The sequence below is a fragment of the Vibrio limimangrovi genome (genome assembly GCF_054064025.1).
This window is the reverse complement of sequence record NZ_JBSUGF010000005.1, coordinates 1-16,264: the sequence shown is the minus strand read 5'-3', so window position 1 is coordinate 16,264 and position 16,264 is coordinate 1. Positions and strand designations below refer to the sequence as shown.

Here is a 16,264-nt window from a genome sequence, read left to right as displayed (position 1 = left end):
TGCAAATAAACATGTTTGAAAACAGAATTACAGCAATGTCGACGCATCCGAGAGCAAACGACGTGCAATAATCAACCGCATGATTTCATTGGTGCCTTCCAGTATTTGGTGTACCCGAACGTCACGAAAATAGCGCTCCATCGGGTATTCTCTGATGTAGCCGTAACCGCCATATAGCTGCAGCGCCTGGTCACAGACTTGAAACCCGACATCGGTAGCAAACCGTTTTGCCATCGCACAATACGCGGTTGCATCAGAGTCACCTTTATCGAGCTTACTCGCGGCGTAACGTACCAATTGCCTTGCTGCAACCAGCTCTGTTGCCATATCGGCTAATTTAAATTGCAGCGCCTGAAACTGAGCTAATGATTTGCCGAACTGTTTGCGTTCCTGCATGTACTGAGTAGCATGATTGAGTGCCTGTTGCGCGGTTCCGACTGAACAAGTTGCGATGTTAATGCGTCCACCGTCGAGCCCTTTCATTGCAAAGATGAAACCTTGCCCTTCTTCGCCCAATAAATGATGAGCAGGGACGGCAACGTTTTCGAAAGTGACGGCACGCGTCGGCTGGCTGTTCCAGCCCATTTTGGGCTCCTTACGTCCGTAGCTTATACCTTTCGCATTTGCCTCAACCACAAAGGCTGATACACCTTTGGCACCTGATTCTCCGGTTCGCGCCATCACGACTAATACATCAGTATCCCCAGCGCCAGAAATAAACGTCTTACTGCCGTTGAGAATATACAGGTCACCTTTTTTAGTGGCAGAAGTGGTCAGTGACGCAGCATCAGAACCTGCATTTGGCTCAGTCAGACAGTAAGAGCCCAACCATTCACCAGTGACCAATTTAGGACAAAATTGCGTTTTAATTTCGTCACTGGCAAAACTGGCTATCATCCAGCTCACCATATTGTGAATGGTCATAAACGCCGTTGTCGACGTGCAGCCCATGGATAATTGTTCAAAAATGATTGAGGAATCTAATCGGCTGAGGCCCAATCCACCTTGCTCTTCCGGCGTATAAAGACTTAAAAATCCTAACTCACCCGCTTCTCGCAATACGTCTTTGGGAAAGATCTGTTTTTCATCCCATTCCGCAGCCATTGGCGCTAAACGCTCCTCGGCAAACTGCTGAGCTGTATCGGAAAACGCACGTTGATCTTCATTAAGTTCAAAGTCCATAAAACCTCCCTGTTACCACTCAACGTAGCTGGATTGTGAGATTTGGCCCGCTTGGAATATCATCATCGAACCAACGCGAAGTAACGGTTTTAGTTTCGGTATAGAATCGGACGGCCTGTTTACCATACGCATGAAGATCGCCGTAAAAACTGCCGCGCCAGCCAGTAAATGAGAAAAACGGTAATGGCACTGGAATCGGTACATTAATACCAACCTGACCCACTTGTATCTCGTGCTGGAATTTTCGCGCTGCAGCACCATTGGCGGTAAAAATCGACGTGCCGTTGCCATAAGGATTGCGATTCACCAGTTCAATCGCTTCTTGCAGGGAGTCCACTTCGATACAAACCAATACTGGGCCAAAGATCTCCTGAGTATATATGAACATATCTGTCGAAACGCATCTGAACAACGTCGGTCCTACCCAGTTCCCATCAGGAAATCCTTCTACTTCACATTGGCTGCCATCGAGTACGCACACCGCACCTTGTTGTTTACCCAACTCAATCAAACCTAACACACGTTGTTTGGCCTGTTCGCTGATCAATGGACCATAAGCGGCCTCTTCATCATCCCAAGCTCCCGGATGAATCTTCTCCATCGCCTGTTTGAGATCATGAATCCATGCTCTCGAGTCACCAACAAATACCGCAACTGAGATAGCCATACAGCGCTGACCAGCGGCACCAACCGAAGAGCCGACCAAGTTGTTTATTACGTGCTCTTTGTTGGCATCCGGCATGATCACCATATGATTTTTAGCACCAGCAAAGGCCTGAACACGCTTAAAGTGTTGAGTACCTGTCGTGTAAATATGTTGAGCAACCGGAACAGAACCAACGAAGGAAACCGCTCGAATGTCATGATGTGCGAGCAGAAAATCAACCTGCTCCTTGCGGCCATGAACGATCTGTAACACACCTTTTGGTGCGCCAGCTTGTTCAAATAGCTCCGCAAGGCGAACCGAAGTCAAAGGCACCTGTTCGGAAGGTTTGAGAATAAAAGTGTTGCCGCTGGCAATGGCGATTGGAAACATCCAAAGAGGGATCATCGCCGGAAAATTAAATGGGGTAATGCCGCAGCACACACCCAAAGGTTGAACGAGAGAGTAAGTGTCAATATCGGTCGCGACGTTTTCAACCGTTTCACCCATCAAATTGCTGGCAATATTCGCTGCTTGCTCAACCACCTCAATCCCACGCCACACGTCCCCTTTCGCATCGGCTAAAATCTTACCCGTTTCGTGTGAGAGCAAGACCGCAAGTTCATCATGATGTTCTTTCAGCAAATGTTGATAGCGGAGCATCAATCGTGCACGCTCTGAGACCGCCACATTTTTCCAGGTTTGAAACGTCGATTTCGCGCTGTCGATTGCCGCATGCATCTCTTCATTCGTTGAACACGGAACGTACGCTATCACATCGTTAGTCGCTGGATTGGTGACTTCTATCCAATCTGTGGTTTGAGATTCAAGAAATTCACCGTCAATAAATAAAGGAACCAAACGAGTCATTATCTACTACTCCTTTACTGCCATTGCAGGGGTTAAAGCGGAACTTCGATACCGATAGCTGTCGCTTCTCCACCGCCGATACAAATTGCAGCGATACCTCTTACGACCTTTTTATTGCCTGAATCGCCGTCTACCCCTAGTGCCTGTAACTGACGCAAACTGTGAATCAAGGTAACCAGAATACGTGCACCGCTCGCTCCGATAGGATGTCCTAGCGCACATGCCCCGCCCTTGATATTTACTTTGCCCGGATCGAGACCCAATTCAGCAATGGCAATTTGCGTTACCACAGCAAAGGCTTCATTAATCTCCCAAAGGTCAATTTCATCAATCGGCCAGTCAAGTTGCGACAGCAATTGCTCAATAGCGAAAACGGGCGCAAGGGTAAATTCTGCGGGTTCTCTGGCGTGTGTCGCATGACCTCGTATAACGGCCAAAGGAGAAAGTTGGTGATGGTGAGCAGTTTCTTCATCCATCAGAACAAGTGCGGCTGCACCGTCTGAAATCGCGCTTGAATTTGCGGCAGTCACGGTACCGTGGATATCAAAGGCGGGTTTAAGTTGGGCGATTTTTTCGAAGTCAATCGAACGCGGATGTTCATCATAATCCACAACCATGGAAGACGCTTTAGTGCGAATTTCAACTGGCGACATTTCATCATCAAACAGCCTTTGTTCCTGAGCTTCTATTGCTCGTGTCGCAGACATCGCCGCCCATTCATCCATTTTTTTGCGGCTAAATTTGAGCCTGTCTGCGATTTGCTGAGCATACACCCCCATCAACAAACCTTCGTACGCGTCTTCTAAGCCATCGAGGAACATATGATCATATACGGATTGATGTCCCATCCGCATGCCACTTCGAGCATCTTTCATCAGATACGGGGCGTTGGTCATACTCTCCATCCCCCCTGCGACTGCGGTATGAATGGTGCCCGCTTTAATTAAATCATGCGCCAGCATCACGCTCTTCATTCCCGAGCCACATACCTTGTTGATTGTGGTACAACCTGTAGAAATTGGCAGCTCAGCCTCAAGTGCTGCCTGCCGCGCTGGTGCCTGACCACACCCCGCCGGCAAAACGCAGCCCATAAAGACTTCATCTACTGAAGTGATATCCACTTGTTTGAGTGCGCTCTTAATCGCAATCGCCCCTAATGACGGAGCAGTGAAGGTTTGCAATAGCCCCTGAAAGCGCCCGATCGGTGTTCTTTTCGCACTGACAATCCAGATGTCATTTCCCATGATTCCACATCCTTACAAGGTGTATCACAGCGCACGAATTTGCCCATCACAATCGCTCTCAAAACCCTTTATAACAAGTAAAGTTTCAAATCAAACGATGAATCTTTCGCACTGTGATTTCTTGACGTTTACGTAAGCATAGCACTAGCCTTTACTGTGAGGTAAAGAATCAAATTGATAAAAGCATAAATTTCCTCCGACCTTTCACCACAGAGGTCCGACTTCGAGAAGCTTGTTTCTTGTTTGTTATTTCAAGTAAGTAAGTTGAGATAAGTAATTTGAGGTAAGTGTGTGATGGAAAAATACAAAATTAGCGATCTTGCTAAAGAGTTTGATATTACGACGCGCAGCATCCGGTTTTATGAAGATGTGGGGCTGATTGAGCCTGAACGACAAGGCAATATGCGCGTTTATCAACGCAGAGACAAAATCCGTTTGAAACTCATTCTTCGAGGTAAACGGCTCGGCTTTTCACTCGCAGAAATTCGTGAACTTTTTGACCTGTACGATCTTCAACAAACAGACGAGCAACTGCTTAAAATGCTCACTATCATTGAAGAAAAACAAGCGTTACTCCAACAACAGATGAATGACATCAACGTTGTGATGGGTGAATTAAACGCCGCCAAGGAACGCTGCGTACAGACGTTGCAGAAGCACAATAAAATATCCACGTATCCCTGACTTTAATCCTGTTACAGGGGAAATGTTATGAAATCCGCTTACACCCCACTTAATTTTGGCCTCGGAGAAACCATTGACATGCTCCGGGACCATGTCAATGCCTTTGCTACGGAGCATATCGCGCCGATTGCTGCACATATCGATCATAACAATCAGTTTCCCGACTATTTGTGGCCGCTGTTTGGCGAGATGGGGTTACTGGGTGTCACGGTAGACGAACACTACGGTGGTGCGGGAATGGGTTATCTCGCTCACGTCATCGCCATGGAAGAAGTCAGTCGTGCTTCGGCCTCTGTAGGGCTTAGTTACGGTGCCCATTCCAACCTTTGTGTTAATCAAATCTTTCGAAATGGTACGCAAGCACAACGGGAAAAGTATCTACCTAACTTAATTAATGGCTCTTATATCGGTGCACTGGCGATGAGCGAACCAAACGCGGGTTCTGATGTCGTCAGTATGCAACTTAAGGCAGAAAACAGAGGAGACCATTTTGAGTTAAACGGCAATAAAATGTGGGTCACCAATGGACCTGATGCCGATGTATTGGTGGTTTACGCGAAAACCGATCCCAGCGCGGGTTCTAGAGGGATTACCGCATTTATTATTGAGCGAGGATTTGCAGGTTTTAGTGATGCGCAGAAGCTCGATAAATTGGGTATGCGCGGCTCCAACACTTGTGAGCTAGTTTTTAACAATTGTGTCGTGCCCAAAGCCAATATCCTCGGTGAAATAAACCGTGGGGTGGAAGTGTTAATGAGTGGTCTTGACTATGAACGAGTGATTCTCGCTGGCGGTCCTCTAGGGATAATGCAGGCTTGTATGGATATTGTGGTGCCTTACGTTCACGAGCGTAAGCAGTTTGGCAAGTCAATTGGTGAGTTTCAGTTAGTTCAAGGCAAACTTGCCGATATGTATTCACGAATGAATGCGGCAAAAGCCTATGTCTACACCGTGGCATCTGCCTGTGACCGTGGTGAATGCACACGTAAAGATGCGGCAGGCGTCATCCTATACAGCGCGGAGCTTGCCACACAAATGTCGCTAGACGCCATACAACTTCTGGGAGGTAATGGTTACGTTAATGAGTACGCAACCGGGCGGCTACTGCGCGATGCCAAGCTTTATGAAATTGGGGCGGGAACTTCTGAAATTCGTCGCATGTTAATAGGGCGAGAACTGTTCGAGGAATCACGCTAGTCACAATATCAAATGCCCTGAAAAGGATGTCTCTATGGCAATTATTAAAAGCAAAACCAAGCCAACTGAAGAGCTGTTTCTTTCCAACAAAGCGGCAATGGAAAAACTGGTGAATAAACTCCGCACCGACATTGAAGGAATCAAACAAGGCGGCGGTGAGAAAGCCATTTTGCATCAAAAAAGTAAAGGAAAGCTGCCTGTACGCGAGCGCATAACGAAATTACTCGACGATGAAAGTGAATTTCTTGAAATCAGCCAATTTGCTGCATGGCAAGTGTATGACGAATCCATACCCTGTGCTGGCGTTGTCGCAGGTATTGGAACGATTAAAGGCGTTCAGTGCATGATCATCGCCAATGATCCTTCGGTTAAAGGCGGCACTTACTACCCTCTGACCGTAAAGAAACATCTGCGAGCGCAAGAGATTGCCCAGCGTTGTCGATTACCCTGCGTCTATCTGGTCGATTCTGGTGGTGCCAACCTACCGCATCAGGCCGAGGTTTTCCCCGATAAAGATCATTTTGGGCGTATCTTCTTCAATCAAGCCAGAATGTCAGCCAAAGGCATTCCTCAAATTGCCGTGGTCATGGGGCTTTGCACGGCAGGCGGCGCATACGTACCGGCGATGGCGGATGTCTCCATTATGGTCAAACAACAAGGCACCATATTTCTCGCCGGACCACCTTTAGTAAAAGCCGCGACAGGCGAAATCGTGACAGGTGAAGAGCTTGGTGGCGCAGATGTCCATTGCCGAAAATCTGGCGTCGCTGATTACTATGCCGAAAATGATGAGCACGCTCTGATACTCGCGCGCGAAGCGATTGCCAACGCCAATCAACCCAAAATCAGCAAAAGCGAACACACCATTCTCCCTCCGCGTTACAACGCTGAAGAAATGTACGGTATCGTCAACGCTAACCTGCGATTATCGTTTGATATTCGGGAAATCATTGCGCGTATTGTTGATGATTCGGACTTCGATGAATTCAAGGCACTGTATGGCAAAACACTGGTTTGCGGCTTTGCCCGGATCCACGGTCATTTGATCGGTATTGTCGCGAACAACGGAATCCTTTTCTCTGACTCTTCCCAGAAAGGCGCACACTTTATTGAACTGTGCACCAAACGTAAAACTCCCCTTCTCTTTCTGCAAAACATCACTGGTTTTATGGTCGGTAAAAAAGCCGAAGAAGAAGGCATAGCCAAACACGGTGCGAAGCTTGTCATGGCAGTCGCATGCGCAGAAGTACCTAAGTTTACCGTCATCATTGGCGGTTCCTACGGTGCCGGAAACTACGGCATGTGCGGTCGAGCTTATGATCCGACCATGATGTGGATGTGGCCAAATGCGCGAATTTCCGTCATGGGCGGCGAGCAAGCGGCAGGCGTATTGACGCAAGTTCGTAAAGACATCAAAGAGCGTCAGGGAGAAAGCTGGTCAGAACAAGAAGAACACACATTTCGAAAATCGATCATAGACTTGTATGAGACGCAGGGACATCCGTATTACGCCAGCGCCAGATTATGGGACGACGGCATCATCGACCCCAAAGACACTCGCCAGATATTGGCACAGGCACTCAATGCTGCACTTAATGCGCCCATTCATGACAGCGAATTTGGCGTCTTTAGAATGTAAACAAAGCAGAATGTAAAAAAGCAGTGCGTAAAAAGTAGGATGTAAAAAGCTGATTGTAAGCAACGCTAATCGTTAATAAAGGAAGGCATCATGCAGGAAATACAACCGAGCATTATTCCCAACGCCAAAAGGCAAGATGAGGTGCTTTGGCACGTCGATGACTATGGAGTCGCTACCATTACCATCAATAGGCCCAAGAAGCATAACGCATTTGATGCCTGTATGATTGACCTGCTCATACATCGGCTGGACTATCTTGCATTGAGAAACGATGTACGGTGCCTGATTTTGCGCAGTAATGGCGAGCATTTTTCTTCTGGTGCCGACTTAAACTGGATGAAATCCATGGCAAATAGTACGCGTAAAGAGAATCTTGTTGATGCGCAAAATCTCGCCCGTTTGATGGAAACGCTTGACTCTTTTCCTCAGCCAACGATTGCCGTTGTTCATGGTTCAGCGTTTGGCGGTGCCTTGGGGTTAATTTGCTGCAGCGATATTGCCATCGCGAGCACAAGCGCAAATTTTTGTTTAAGTGAAGTAAAGCTAGGATTGGTTCCGGCGACGATTGCACCCTATGTCATGCGAGCAATGGGGAATCGTCAGGCTCGGCGTTACATATTAAGTGGTGAAGTAATTGCCGCCGATGATGCGCAACGGTTTGGTATCGTTCATGAAGTTAAAGACGCCAGCGAAATTGAATTGACCCTTAGCCAGTTGATCAACTCCCTCCTTCTGAACAGCCCTGATGCTATGCGCAAGGCCAAAATTATGTGTCACCAATGCCACCAAAACCCGATTGATTCACATCTCATTCAATACACCAGCAGGGTCATTGCCGACATCCGTGTTTCACCTCAAGGGCAGGACGGTTTACAGGCATTTCTTGAAAAACGTCCCCCTAGTTGGATACATAGCGTTGAGCCGGAGGAAAAATGACACTGCCTTCGAAGGTGAATATTGTTGAAGTGGGTGCGCGAGACGGATTACAAAACGAGTTACCGGTCTCGACGCAAACCAAAATCAGACTGATTAACTTGCTGTCGGATACTGGGTTAGCTCATATCGAAGCTGGATCTTTTGTTTCGCCGAAATGGGTGCCACAGATGGCCGACTCTAAAGAGGTGATGCAGGCAATTACGCGACGGAGCAATGTCATCTACTCAGCGCTTACTCCAAATTTACGGGGCTTTGAGCAGGCTATGGAATCCGGAGCCAATCAAGTGGCGGTTTTCACTTCAGCTTCGGAAGGATTCTGTCAGCGCAACATTAATTGCTCAATATCAGAAAGCCTGACTCGATTCAAGCCAGTGTTCGCTCTGGCAGCTAAATATGGTGTCCCTGTACGAGGTTATTTGTCGTGCGTTATCGACTGTCCTTATGATGGTTTTACCAAGCCCAAGTTAGTGGCGGATATAGCCGCAAGTCTCGTCAATATGGGCTGTTATGAGGTATCACTCGGTGACACTATTGGCACTGGTACGCCAAACCGTGTCAGAGCGTTGCTGGAAGCTGTGATGACACACGTGCCAAGCCACCAGCTAGCGGTTCACTTTCATGATACCTGGGGTCAAGCGCTCGCCAATATCTATCAGGCATTAACGATGGGCATTAATACCATTGACAGCAGTGTAGCTGGACTTGGCGGTTGCCCTTATGCTCATGGCGCTTCAGGCAACGTCGCAACGGAAGATGTACTTTATCTCTGTCAGGGATTAGGTATCGAAACCGGCGTAGATTTGGAGCTGCTAGCCAAAGCAGGCTGGATGATCAGCGAAGAGTTACATCGCCAACCGACATCTAAAGTGTCACTGGCATTGCGTCATCGTTATGAGTAATAAATAGTCCGCCATTTCAGACTCCGAGCTCAAGCTACACTTCGTATTTGGCTTTAATGCCGATATCAAAATGCAGTGGCATTCTCCACTTAGCGATCGATAGATACCCCATGATCATACCGGCTAACAACATTGCGATAGCAGCGATAATTAACAGGTCGAAACAAAGCGCGAAGGTAGAAATAATAAGGAGCACCGGGACAAGCTTTAAACCTGGAACTTTGAAACAATAAGACTCTTTAAGCGCGATGCCTGAGAACGTGACAAAGATAAGCCCAAGTGACAGCCAAACTCGGCTGAAATCTAAATCACTCAGCATATTCAGTAAGCCAACCCAACTCGACCAACTGATCATTAACCTGACTGATTTGCTATAGATATGAATATTAGCGGCCGAAAAAGCCGCCGATACGCCAATCATGACCAGTACACTGTGGTAGTGCTCATCCAGTCCACTAAACCATCCGAACGCCAACACAGAAAAGCCAATTAACGACAATGCGAATAGGCTGATACCTGCGCGATACAAACAAACACTCAGCTTATCTAAAATATCCAATGTTTCTTTATAATCGGTATCTGCCATGAGAAATTACTATCTTGAATTAGCTCTGTTGTTAAATACGCTTTGGGAAACGGAATCGTCCACCAGTGCGATAAATCACAAGTGAAAGCAGAATAAGCAAACAGCCAATGAATTTGTTAGTGGTCAGCACTTCGCCATACCAAAGAATACTCAGCACAACCGTCCATACCGGCTCTAAAATCATAATCAGCGCAGCATTACCTGCTTGGACAAACTTCTGCCCCATTGTTTGCATCACATAGCGCAGACTGGTTGCCAGTAAGGTACTTAACGCAAACCACCACCAAATCGACGCATCCACTTCGCTTGGAAAAGTTTCCGTAAAATAAGAGACAATTAACCCGAGGCATCCCGCCCAAAACAGCTGAATACAAGTGAGCAATAACACGGGCAGCTTCTGCGAGTACTTGCTGTTTACATTAAAGTGTAACGCCAGCATGAGAGCCGCGATAAGAAACCACAACTGGCTCGCCGATTGTTTCCAGCCATCCGCAAGGGAAAGACACGCCAGACCGATAACCGCAATTGGCAATGATAACCAAAAGACCCGCTGCGGCTTCTGGCGAAACATGCCCCAAGCAACAATAGGGACAAATAGCATCGACAGGCTCATGATAAATGCGCCCTCGCCTAAGGTGTCACTGATTGAGATCGCATAAATCCATGTCATCACCGCACCGCCCAGCAGTAAACCAACAACACTGGCGGATAATACGTCACGCAAATTCGCTTTAAAAAGTGGTCGGTAGCATAGAGGTAACAAACAGAGAGACGCGATAGTGAATCGCGAACCGATAAAACCGAATGGAGGAAGCCCCTGTATGGTTTCTTTTGAAAATATCCAGCCGAGTGCTGCGATCATTGTCGTAATCACGAGAATGATCGTCGCTTTGCGTTCTGAGTTGTGCATAATTACTCACAAATTTCCCGATGAGATGATCATCAGACTGACGTTTAGAATCGAATACATGTATTGAAGTTTTTGTTTTTAAATCGCAGATGCTGACAAGAAATGAATGGTGAAAGGGAAATGTTAGCCTTTGCGAAACCACGGTATTATACATGGACGAGCATTTTTCAGAAGCGATAACCTTGCTTATTTATCTGGTCAGGTGAGTTATCCTTTACGGGAAGAAAGCATACCAAGCATCCCAATAATACTTGGTAATATCCGTTCGATAACTGTTTATAACGTGCGATTAAAGTGTGCAACGGCATCGACAACGCGACTGGCACCATCCTGAATGTCGTTCATAACATTGCCAGCTTGTTCAGAAAGCTCAAGGGTATTAAGTGCGTCTTTCTGGCACTGAGCGATTAATTCAACCGCACTGTTGGTTCGCTTAAGATTTTCTTCCACCATCGAGACAATTTCATGGGTGGTCGTATTGGTGCGAAAAGAAAGCTGTCTTACTTCATCGGCAACCACAGCGAACCCTTTGCCATGCTCGCCCGCTCGTGCCGCTTCAATCGCAGCGTTTAGAGCAAGTAAATTAGTTTGGTCTGCAATACCGCTGATATTCTTCACTAATTCGCTAATTTTGGCAGAATGAGCTTTCAGCTCTTCAATAGCCTCATTGGCTTGTTGCATTTGTTGGGAGAGCTTTTTCATATTTTCGACCGTCGACCCTATAACTTGCTGGCCCAGCACGGTTTGAGTACCGGTTTCTTTAGAGACGTCATTCGCCAAATGCGCCGCTTGTGCCATAGACTGTTCTTGAATTACCTGCTCGGTGATATCCGTGGCAAACTTCACGACTTTATATAACTCTCCCCTATCGTTATGTATCGGGTTGTAAGAGGCTTCAAGCCATACCGTTTCACCATGGCGGTTTAACCTTTTAAAACGTTCGGAAGCAAAACGGCCAGCAGACAATCTGCACCAAAATTCTTTATATGCTTGAGAACTCGCTTCATCTTGCTCACAGAAGATTCGATGATGCTGCCCAATGATTTGATCTAGGGAATAGCCCATAGTGATAAGAAAATTATCGTTGGCTTTTAGAACCTTACCATCGAGGTTAAATTCGATGACCGCCATGGAACGATTCAAAGCGTTGAGCATATCTTCTTGCTCTCGGGAGTTTTTGATCGTACGAGTCAGTTCAACACCAAAAAAGGTAAAACCTGTCAATTTTTTATTAGTATCAAAATTAGGCTGAATGACGGAACGTATCCATGCTTCTTCACCATTACCTTTGATAATTTGCATGGCTCCATTCCAAAATGATTTTGTGGTGATTGACCGTGTCATTTGGCGGAAGTGATCAGTATTTCTGGCTTTTATCGGTACCAACTCAGAAATTTGCTTTGCTAAAATGTCTTTATCTGCAAATCCCAGCTGCTGTGCGAACTTATCATTTACCGATGTGATTTTTCCATTGGGGTCAAGCATTAGCCTAAGCATTTCTTTATCCCAACTTTTCTGCAGCTGCTCAAGACGGAGTAACTCCAATCTCAATTGCTGGTTCTCTTTTTGAAGCGACTTATTAAAAAACATGACTTCCCCACCGATCGATATTTTACTAATCAATAACTTATATTTATGTTGTTGCTCGTGCGATGTATTACTTTCCAAACGGCAGTATACTTAACATTTGATGTGTGTCACATTATATTGAATGATTAATGAATTATTTATTATCAATATGTGAAGTTTGATTAACGAACGCATCGCCACGTTTTTAGAAATGGGCTAATGCGTGCTAAACACATAAAAAAACCCTTTCCAAACTGGAAAGGGTTTTTGAATGAGTTCCCAAAATTTACCGCTTTACAGCAGTTCTACCGATTGCTGAGCTATCACCCATTCTTCATTGGTAGGAATTACCAGTACTTTCGCACCAAGTAGCTCTGATTTACCAATCTCCCCAGAGTGACCAAATCTTGCCGCTTCGTTGCCTTTAACATCTTCAACAAAGCCCAGTAGACTTAGGTTCTTCAGTACTTCACGGCGAATATCCAAAGAGTTTTCACCGATGCCACCAGTAAAGATAATCGCGTCTAAGTGGTCTAAAGGAATCAGGTAAGAACCAATGTATTTCGCCACGCGGTAAGTAAATACCTCGAACGCTAATTTAGCGCCTTCATGACCTTCTTCCATCGCTTGCAGAATGCCACGAGCGTCCGATGTCACACCAGATACACCTAAGAAGCCAGATTTCTTGTTTAGCGTTTCGAAGACTTGCTCTTGAGTCCAACCTTTCTTCATCAGGAATTCGATGATACCTGGGTCCAAATCACCAGAACGTGTACCCATCATCAAACCCGCTAGCGGAGTAAAGCCCATTGAGGTATCAACTGACTGGCCATCTTTAATCGCACAAACCGACGCACCGTTACCAAGGTGAACGGTAATAAAGCTTGATTCTTCTACTGGCTTGTTAAGCATTTTTGCGGCTTCACGGCTGACAAAGTAATGACTTGTACCGTGGAAGCCGTAACGACGAATACCATATTGCTCGTACAGCTCATGAGAAATAGCGCCAGTGAAGGCTTTTTGAGGCATGGTTTGGTGGAAAGCAGTGTCAAAAACAGCGAATTGAGGAAGGCTCGGGAATGCTTCAATTGCGGCTCGAATGCCGATTGCCCCTGCTGGGTTGTGTAGTGGCGCTAAGTCTGAAAGTTGTTCTATTTCTTGGGTTACTTCGTCTGTAATACGAACGGTTTTCGTGAATTTTTCACCACCGTGAACGATACGGTGACCAACCGCTACGATATCTTTAGCCAGGCCCAACTCTTCTGTTAACCCAACCAGTTTTCCGATGGCGATTTTATGATGACTCTCTTCACCTTCGATAGAAACTTCGCTTTTCTCGCCGTTGAATTTCCAGCTCATACGAGAGTCAGGAAGGCCAAAGCATTCGCCCAGACCACTGAGTACTGCGTCACCTGAAGCCGAGTCGATGACCGCGAATTTTAGTGATGAGCTACCTGAGTTGATCACCAGTACAAACGAATTAGACATGAAATAGTTATCCTGTTGTGGAGCAGAGAGTGTATTGCGCTTCCGCGCTGCGAACTTGTACATCTTGTTTGTGTTTCTATTATTCAATAATTTTTGAATCTTTCAACTATCTTTTAGTTCTTATCTTCTGATTGAACAATTTTTGTTGATCTATGACAGTTTTCAAATTTATTTAATGCGTAAAAAAAATGAGAAAATAAGAAAAAACTGTGACGGCACTGACTTGTCTATTTTACAATCAATGAGCTAAGTTATTTATTAGATAAATAAAACTAGAAACATATAAACAAACTATATATATAGGTCGGTGGTTATCGTGCCCAAAATAGCGCTTTTACTTGTCAGTGTAGGCTTACTTTTGCTTTGCTTTGGTTGGCTAATGGCAAAAAACATCCGCTCGAAAACAGACGTCGCTGGGTGGACTTGGTTGTTGGTGTTGATAAGCTACTTCATCGTTGCCTATGCGGCGTTCCTGTACACCGTTGCACAAAATCCCACTGTATCGACGCTCGAAACGAGTATCTCTGTACTCTTATTCACGGGTAGCCTCTTTGTCGTATTCGTGATCAAATTCAGTAACGACTCCATCATCGAGTTGCACACTGCCGCTAAACGAGAAAAACGCAATGCTTTTCACGATGCTCTGACTGGTCTACCCAACCGAAAATACTGCTTTGAGATGATTAACGAGCGCATTGAATCTGGCCTGCCTTTTTCCGTTATTCTTTTTGATGTGGTGAATTTCAAACAAGTTAACGATGCCATGGGACATTTTTGTGGCGACCAATTACTGATTCAGATTGGTCAAAGACTGCAAAATACGCTTGATGAAGGGGACAAAATATTCCGGGTCGGTGGTGATGAATTTGTAATTCTGACGTCGTCGGCGACCAAACCATCCGGAATGAAACTGATAGAAAAATTGAATACGGCTTTGTCTGAACGCTTCCATCTTGATGAATTTCAGGTTTCTTCGGGGGTGGTGTTTGGCATCAGTACGTATCCCCAAGACGCAGAATCCAACGAGTTGTTAATCAAACACGCTGATGTCGCAATGTATCACGCGAAAAGCAACGGCTACCTTTTTGCATTCTATAACGACAGTATGAACGTCGGCGCTAAGTACCAGTTAGAAATTTCTTCCCGTATACAATCTGCGCTTGAACAAGATGAGTTTCGCCTGTTCTACCAACCATTAATTGATGCGCGTACCAGTTTAGCGGTTGGCTTCGAAGCGGTTATTCGATGGCGAGACAAGGAAGGTAACAATATTTCTCCTAATGATTTCATTCCTATCGCGGAGCGTAGTAATCAGGTGAACAACATCACGATGTGGGTTCTCGGCCAGGTAGAAAAAGATCTGAAGACCTTTATCGACAAAGGCATTAAGCTTCCGATACATGTCAACTTATCCGCGAAAGACCTGTCATCTAACTTGTTGCTGGCTCGCTTAGAAATGTTATTAAAGCAAAATCCGGAATTCTCCTCACTCCTCAGTCTGGAGATCACAGAAACAATGGCGATAGACAGGGTCAAAGAACTAAACCCATTGATCAATGAAATTAAGGGGCTTGGGATAAAAATCAGTCTGGATGACTTTGGTACTGGTTACTCATCTTTATCGTTATTGCGAGACCTTCCGGTTGATCAGATTAAAATCGACCGATCTTTTTTATCAACGGCGAATCGTACTGAGGGATCCCGCTCGATTGTGGAAAACACCATCGCACTCGCCCACGGGTTAGGTTATTCCGTGGTAGCAGAAGGTGTACAAGATATGGATACACTACATTTCTTACGCAATCGCGGTTGTGACATCATCCAGGGCTACTTATTTTGCCCAGCTCTGCCACTTAATGAAGTGATTAACTGGGTGACTGAGCACGACGAAAAGCAGACCCAATACCTGCGCGCTTAACTTTTAATACGGCTTAACTTTCAAACCGAGTTTAGAACTGTCTAAATTAGTCATTCCAGCGAGCCAAAGCGAGACTAGGAATCTACTATCAGCGCGCTGAGCAGTTAATTTATTGCACTGGTGGCCGATCCCGCTTGCCGCAGCGTACGTAATGACTATTGTGCTTAGCTTGAGAAAATTCCTGATGTCGCTACGCTCCTCGGAATGACGATAAAAATAGAATATTAACAGTCGATTAACGACACATTTTTGTGTCATTCCAGCGAGCCAAAGCGAGACTAGGAATCTACTATAAGCGCGCTGTGAGGTAAGAAGTGCTGCGATAGCAATAAAGTGCTTGGTGAGTAAATTCTGAATCACGTGCCTCGCGATCCTGAATGATTGCTATAAACAAAAATGCCACTCGCTGTTATACGAGTGGCATTATACCAATTACATTAATTTTATGATCTAATAGTTCATAGAAAAGGAGCTTCTATGAACCATGATTTTCACCGCT

Annotated in this window: 13 protein-coding genes; 6 read left to right on the top strand and 7 right to left on the bottom strand. The window is 45.7% G+C overall.

All coding sequences use genetic code 11. The features are described 5' to 3' along the window. Positions 1–27: 27 nt before the first annotated feature. From ACWYU8_RS04560 to ACWYU8_RS04550, 3 genes are read right to left on the bottom strand one after another with little or no spacing between them, the layout of a single operon-like run. Positions 28–1,182 (bottom strand): acyl-CoA dehydrogenase family protein, encoded by a 1,155-nt coding sequence (locus ACWYU8_RS04560; RefSeq protein ID WP_457517539.1) that lies wholly within the window; start codon positions 1,180–1,182, stop codon positions 28–30. A 19-nt stretch (positions 1,183–1,201) separates the two neighbouring features. Then, on the bottom strand, positions 1,202–2,695 hold the full coding sequence (locus ACWYU8_RS04555) for a CoA-acylating methylmalonate-semialdehyde dehydrogenase (protein WP_457517538.1): 1,494 nt from the start codon (positions 2,693–2,695) through the stop codon (positions 1,202–1,204). A 32-nt stretch (positions 2,696–2,727) separates the two neighbouring features. Next, entirely contained in the window at positions 2,728–3,939 is a 1,212-nt protein-coding gene (locus tag ACWYU8_RS04550; protein ID WP_457517536.1) for a thiolase family protein, read from the bottom strand. Positions 3,940–4,233: 294 nt separating this feature from the next. On the opposite strand from ACWYU8_RS04550, the gene ACWYU8_RS04545 reads away from it, so the two are divergent. The 5 genes from ACWYU8_RS04545 (at position 4,234) to ACWYU8_RS04525 (ending at position 9,294) form a co-directional block, all read left to right on the top strand. Next, positions 4,234–4,623 (top strand): MerR family transcriptional regulator, encoded by a 390-nt coding sequence (locus ACWYU8_RS04545; protein ID WP_457517534.1) that lies wholly within the window; start codon positions 4,234–4,236, stop codon positions 4,621–4,623. 27 nt (positions 4,624–4,650) lie between these two features. Beyond that, positions 4,651–5,820 carry an isovaleryl-CoA dehydrogenase gene (locus ACWYU8_RS04540; RefSeq protein ID WP_457517532.1) on the top strand — a complete coding sequence of 390 codons (1,170 nt, stop codon included), beginning with the start codon at positions 4,651–4,653 and terminating at the stop codon, positions 5,818–5,820. Between the two features lie 34 nt (positions 5,821–5,854). Further along, positions 5,855–7,459, top strand: coding sequence for a carboxyl transferase domain-containing protein (locus ACWYU8_RS04535; protein ID WP_457517530.1), 1,605 nt, complete (start codon positions 5,855–5,857; stop codon positions 7,457–7,459). Between the two features lie 90 nt (positions 7,460–7,549). After that, positions 7,550–8,395, top strand: coding sequence for an enoyl-CoA hydratase-related protein (locus ACWYU8_RS04530; protein WP_457517529.1), 846 nt, complete (start codon positions 7,550–7,552; stop codon positions 8,393–8,395). Next, complete coding sequence (locus ACWYU8_RS04525) at positions 8,392–9,294, top strand: hydroxymethylglutaryl-CoA lyase (protein WP_457517527.1); 903 nt, start codon at positions 8,392–8,394, stop codon at positions 9,292–9,294. The genes ACWYU8_RS04530 and ACWYU8_RS04525 overlap by 4 nt, the downstream gene beginning before the upstream one ends. Before the next feature lie 34 nt (positions 9,295–9,328). Here ACWYU8_RS04525 and ACWYU8_RS04520 read toward each other — a convergent pair whose 3' ends face one another. From ACWYU8_RS04520 to ACWYU8_RS04505, 4 genes are all read right to left on the bottom strand, one after another. Beyond that, positions 9,329–9,880 (bottom strand): DUF2301 domain-containing membrane protein, encoded by a 552-nt coding sequence (locus ACWYU8_RS04520; RefSeq protein ID WP_457517526.1) that lies wholly within the window; start codon positions 9,878–9,880, stop codon positions 9,329–9,331. 31 nt (positions 9,881–9,911) lie between these two features. Next, the gene (locus tag ACWYU8_RS04515) at positions 9,912–10,790 is read right to left on the bottom strand and encodes a DMT family transporter (RefSeq protein WP_457517524.1); all 879 of its coding nucleotides are present in this window, start codon (positions 10,788–10,790) and stop codon (positions 9,912–9,914) included. Positions 10,791–11,066: 276 nt separating this feature from the next. Next, positions 11,067–12,380 (bottom strand): methyl-accepting chemotaxis protein, encoded by a 1,314-nt coding sequence (locus tag ACWYU8_RS04510; protein ID WP_457517965.1) that lies wholly within the window; start codon positions 12,378–12,380, stop codon positions 11,067–11,069. A gap of 273 nt (positions 12,381–12,653) precedes the next feature. Continuing rightward, a complete protein-coding gene (locus ACWYU8_RS04505) occupies positions 12,654–13,847 on the bottom strand; it encodes an acetate/propionate family kinase (protein ID WP_457517523.1) in 1,194 nt (397 codons plus the stop codon). Positions 13,848–14,226: 379 nt separating this feature from the next. Here ACWYU8_RS04505 and ACWYU8_RS04500 point away from each other — a divergent pair, with 379 nt between their 5' ends. Beyond that, positions 14,227–15,765: a putative bifunctional diguanylate cyclase/phosphodiesterase gene (locus ACWYU8_RS04500; RefSeq protein WP_457517521.1), complete on the top strand. Its 1,539-nt coding sequence runs from the start codon at positions 14,227–14,229 to the stop codon at positions 15,763–15,765. The last annotated feature ends 499 nt before the right edge of the window (positions 15,766–16,264 follow it).

Coding starts and splice junctions, on each gene's coding strand:
- ACWYU8_RS04560 (WP_457517539.1), bottom strand. CDS start 1,182: ATGGACTTTGAACTTAATGAAGATCAACGTGCGTTTTCCGATACAGCT.
- ACWYU8_RS04555 (WP_457517538.1), bottom strand. CDS start 2,695: ATGACTCGTTTGGTTCCTTTATTTATTGACGGTGAATTTCTTGAATCT.
- ACWYU8_RS04550 (WP_457517536.1), bottom strand. CDS start 3,939: ATGGGAAATGACATCTGGATTGTCAGTGCGAAAAGAACACCGATCGGG.
- ACWYU8_RS04545 (WP_457517534.1), top strand. CDS start 4,234: ATGGAAAAATACAAAATTAGCGATCTTGCTAAAGAGTTTGATATTACG.
- ACWYU8_RS04540 (WP_457517532.1), top strand. CDS start 4,651: ATGAAATCCGCTTACACCCCACTTAATTTTGGCCTCGGAGAAACCATT.
- ACWYU8_RS04535 (WP_457517530.1), top strand. CDS start 5,855: ATGGCAATTATTAAAAGCAAAACCAAGCCAACTGAAGAGCTGTTTCTT.
- ACWYU8_RS04530 (WP_457517529.1), top strand. CDS start 7,550: ATGCAGGAAATACAACCGAGCATTATTCCCAACGCCAAAAGGCAAGAT.
- ACWYU8_RS04525 (WP_457517527.1), top strand. CDS start 8,392: ATGACACTGCCTTCGAAGGTGAATATTGTTGAAGTGGGTGCGCGAGAC.
- ACWYU8_RS04520 (WP_457517526.1), bottom strand. CDS start 9,880: ATGGCAGATACCGATTATAAAGAAACATTGGATATTTTAGATAAGCTG.
- ACWYU8_RS04515 (WP_457517524.1), bottom strand. CDS start 10,790: ATGCACAACTCAGAACGCAAAGCGACGATCATTCTCGTGATTACGACA.
- ACWYU8_RS04510 (WP_457517965.1), bottom strand. CDS start 12,380: ATGTTTTTTAATAAGTCGCTTCAAAAAGAGAACCAGCAATTGAGATTG.
- ACWYU8_RS04505 (WP_457517523.1), bottom strand. CDS start 13,847: ATGTCTAATTCGTTTGTACTGGTGATCAACTCAGGTAGCTCATCACTA.
- ACWYU8_RS04500 (WP_457517521.1), top strand. CDS start 14,227: ATGGCAAAAAACATCCGCTCGAAAACAGACGTCGCTGGGTGGACTTGG.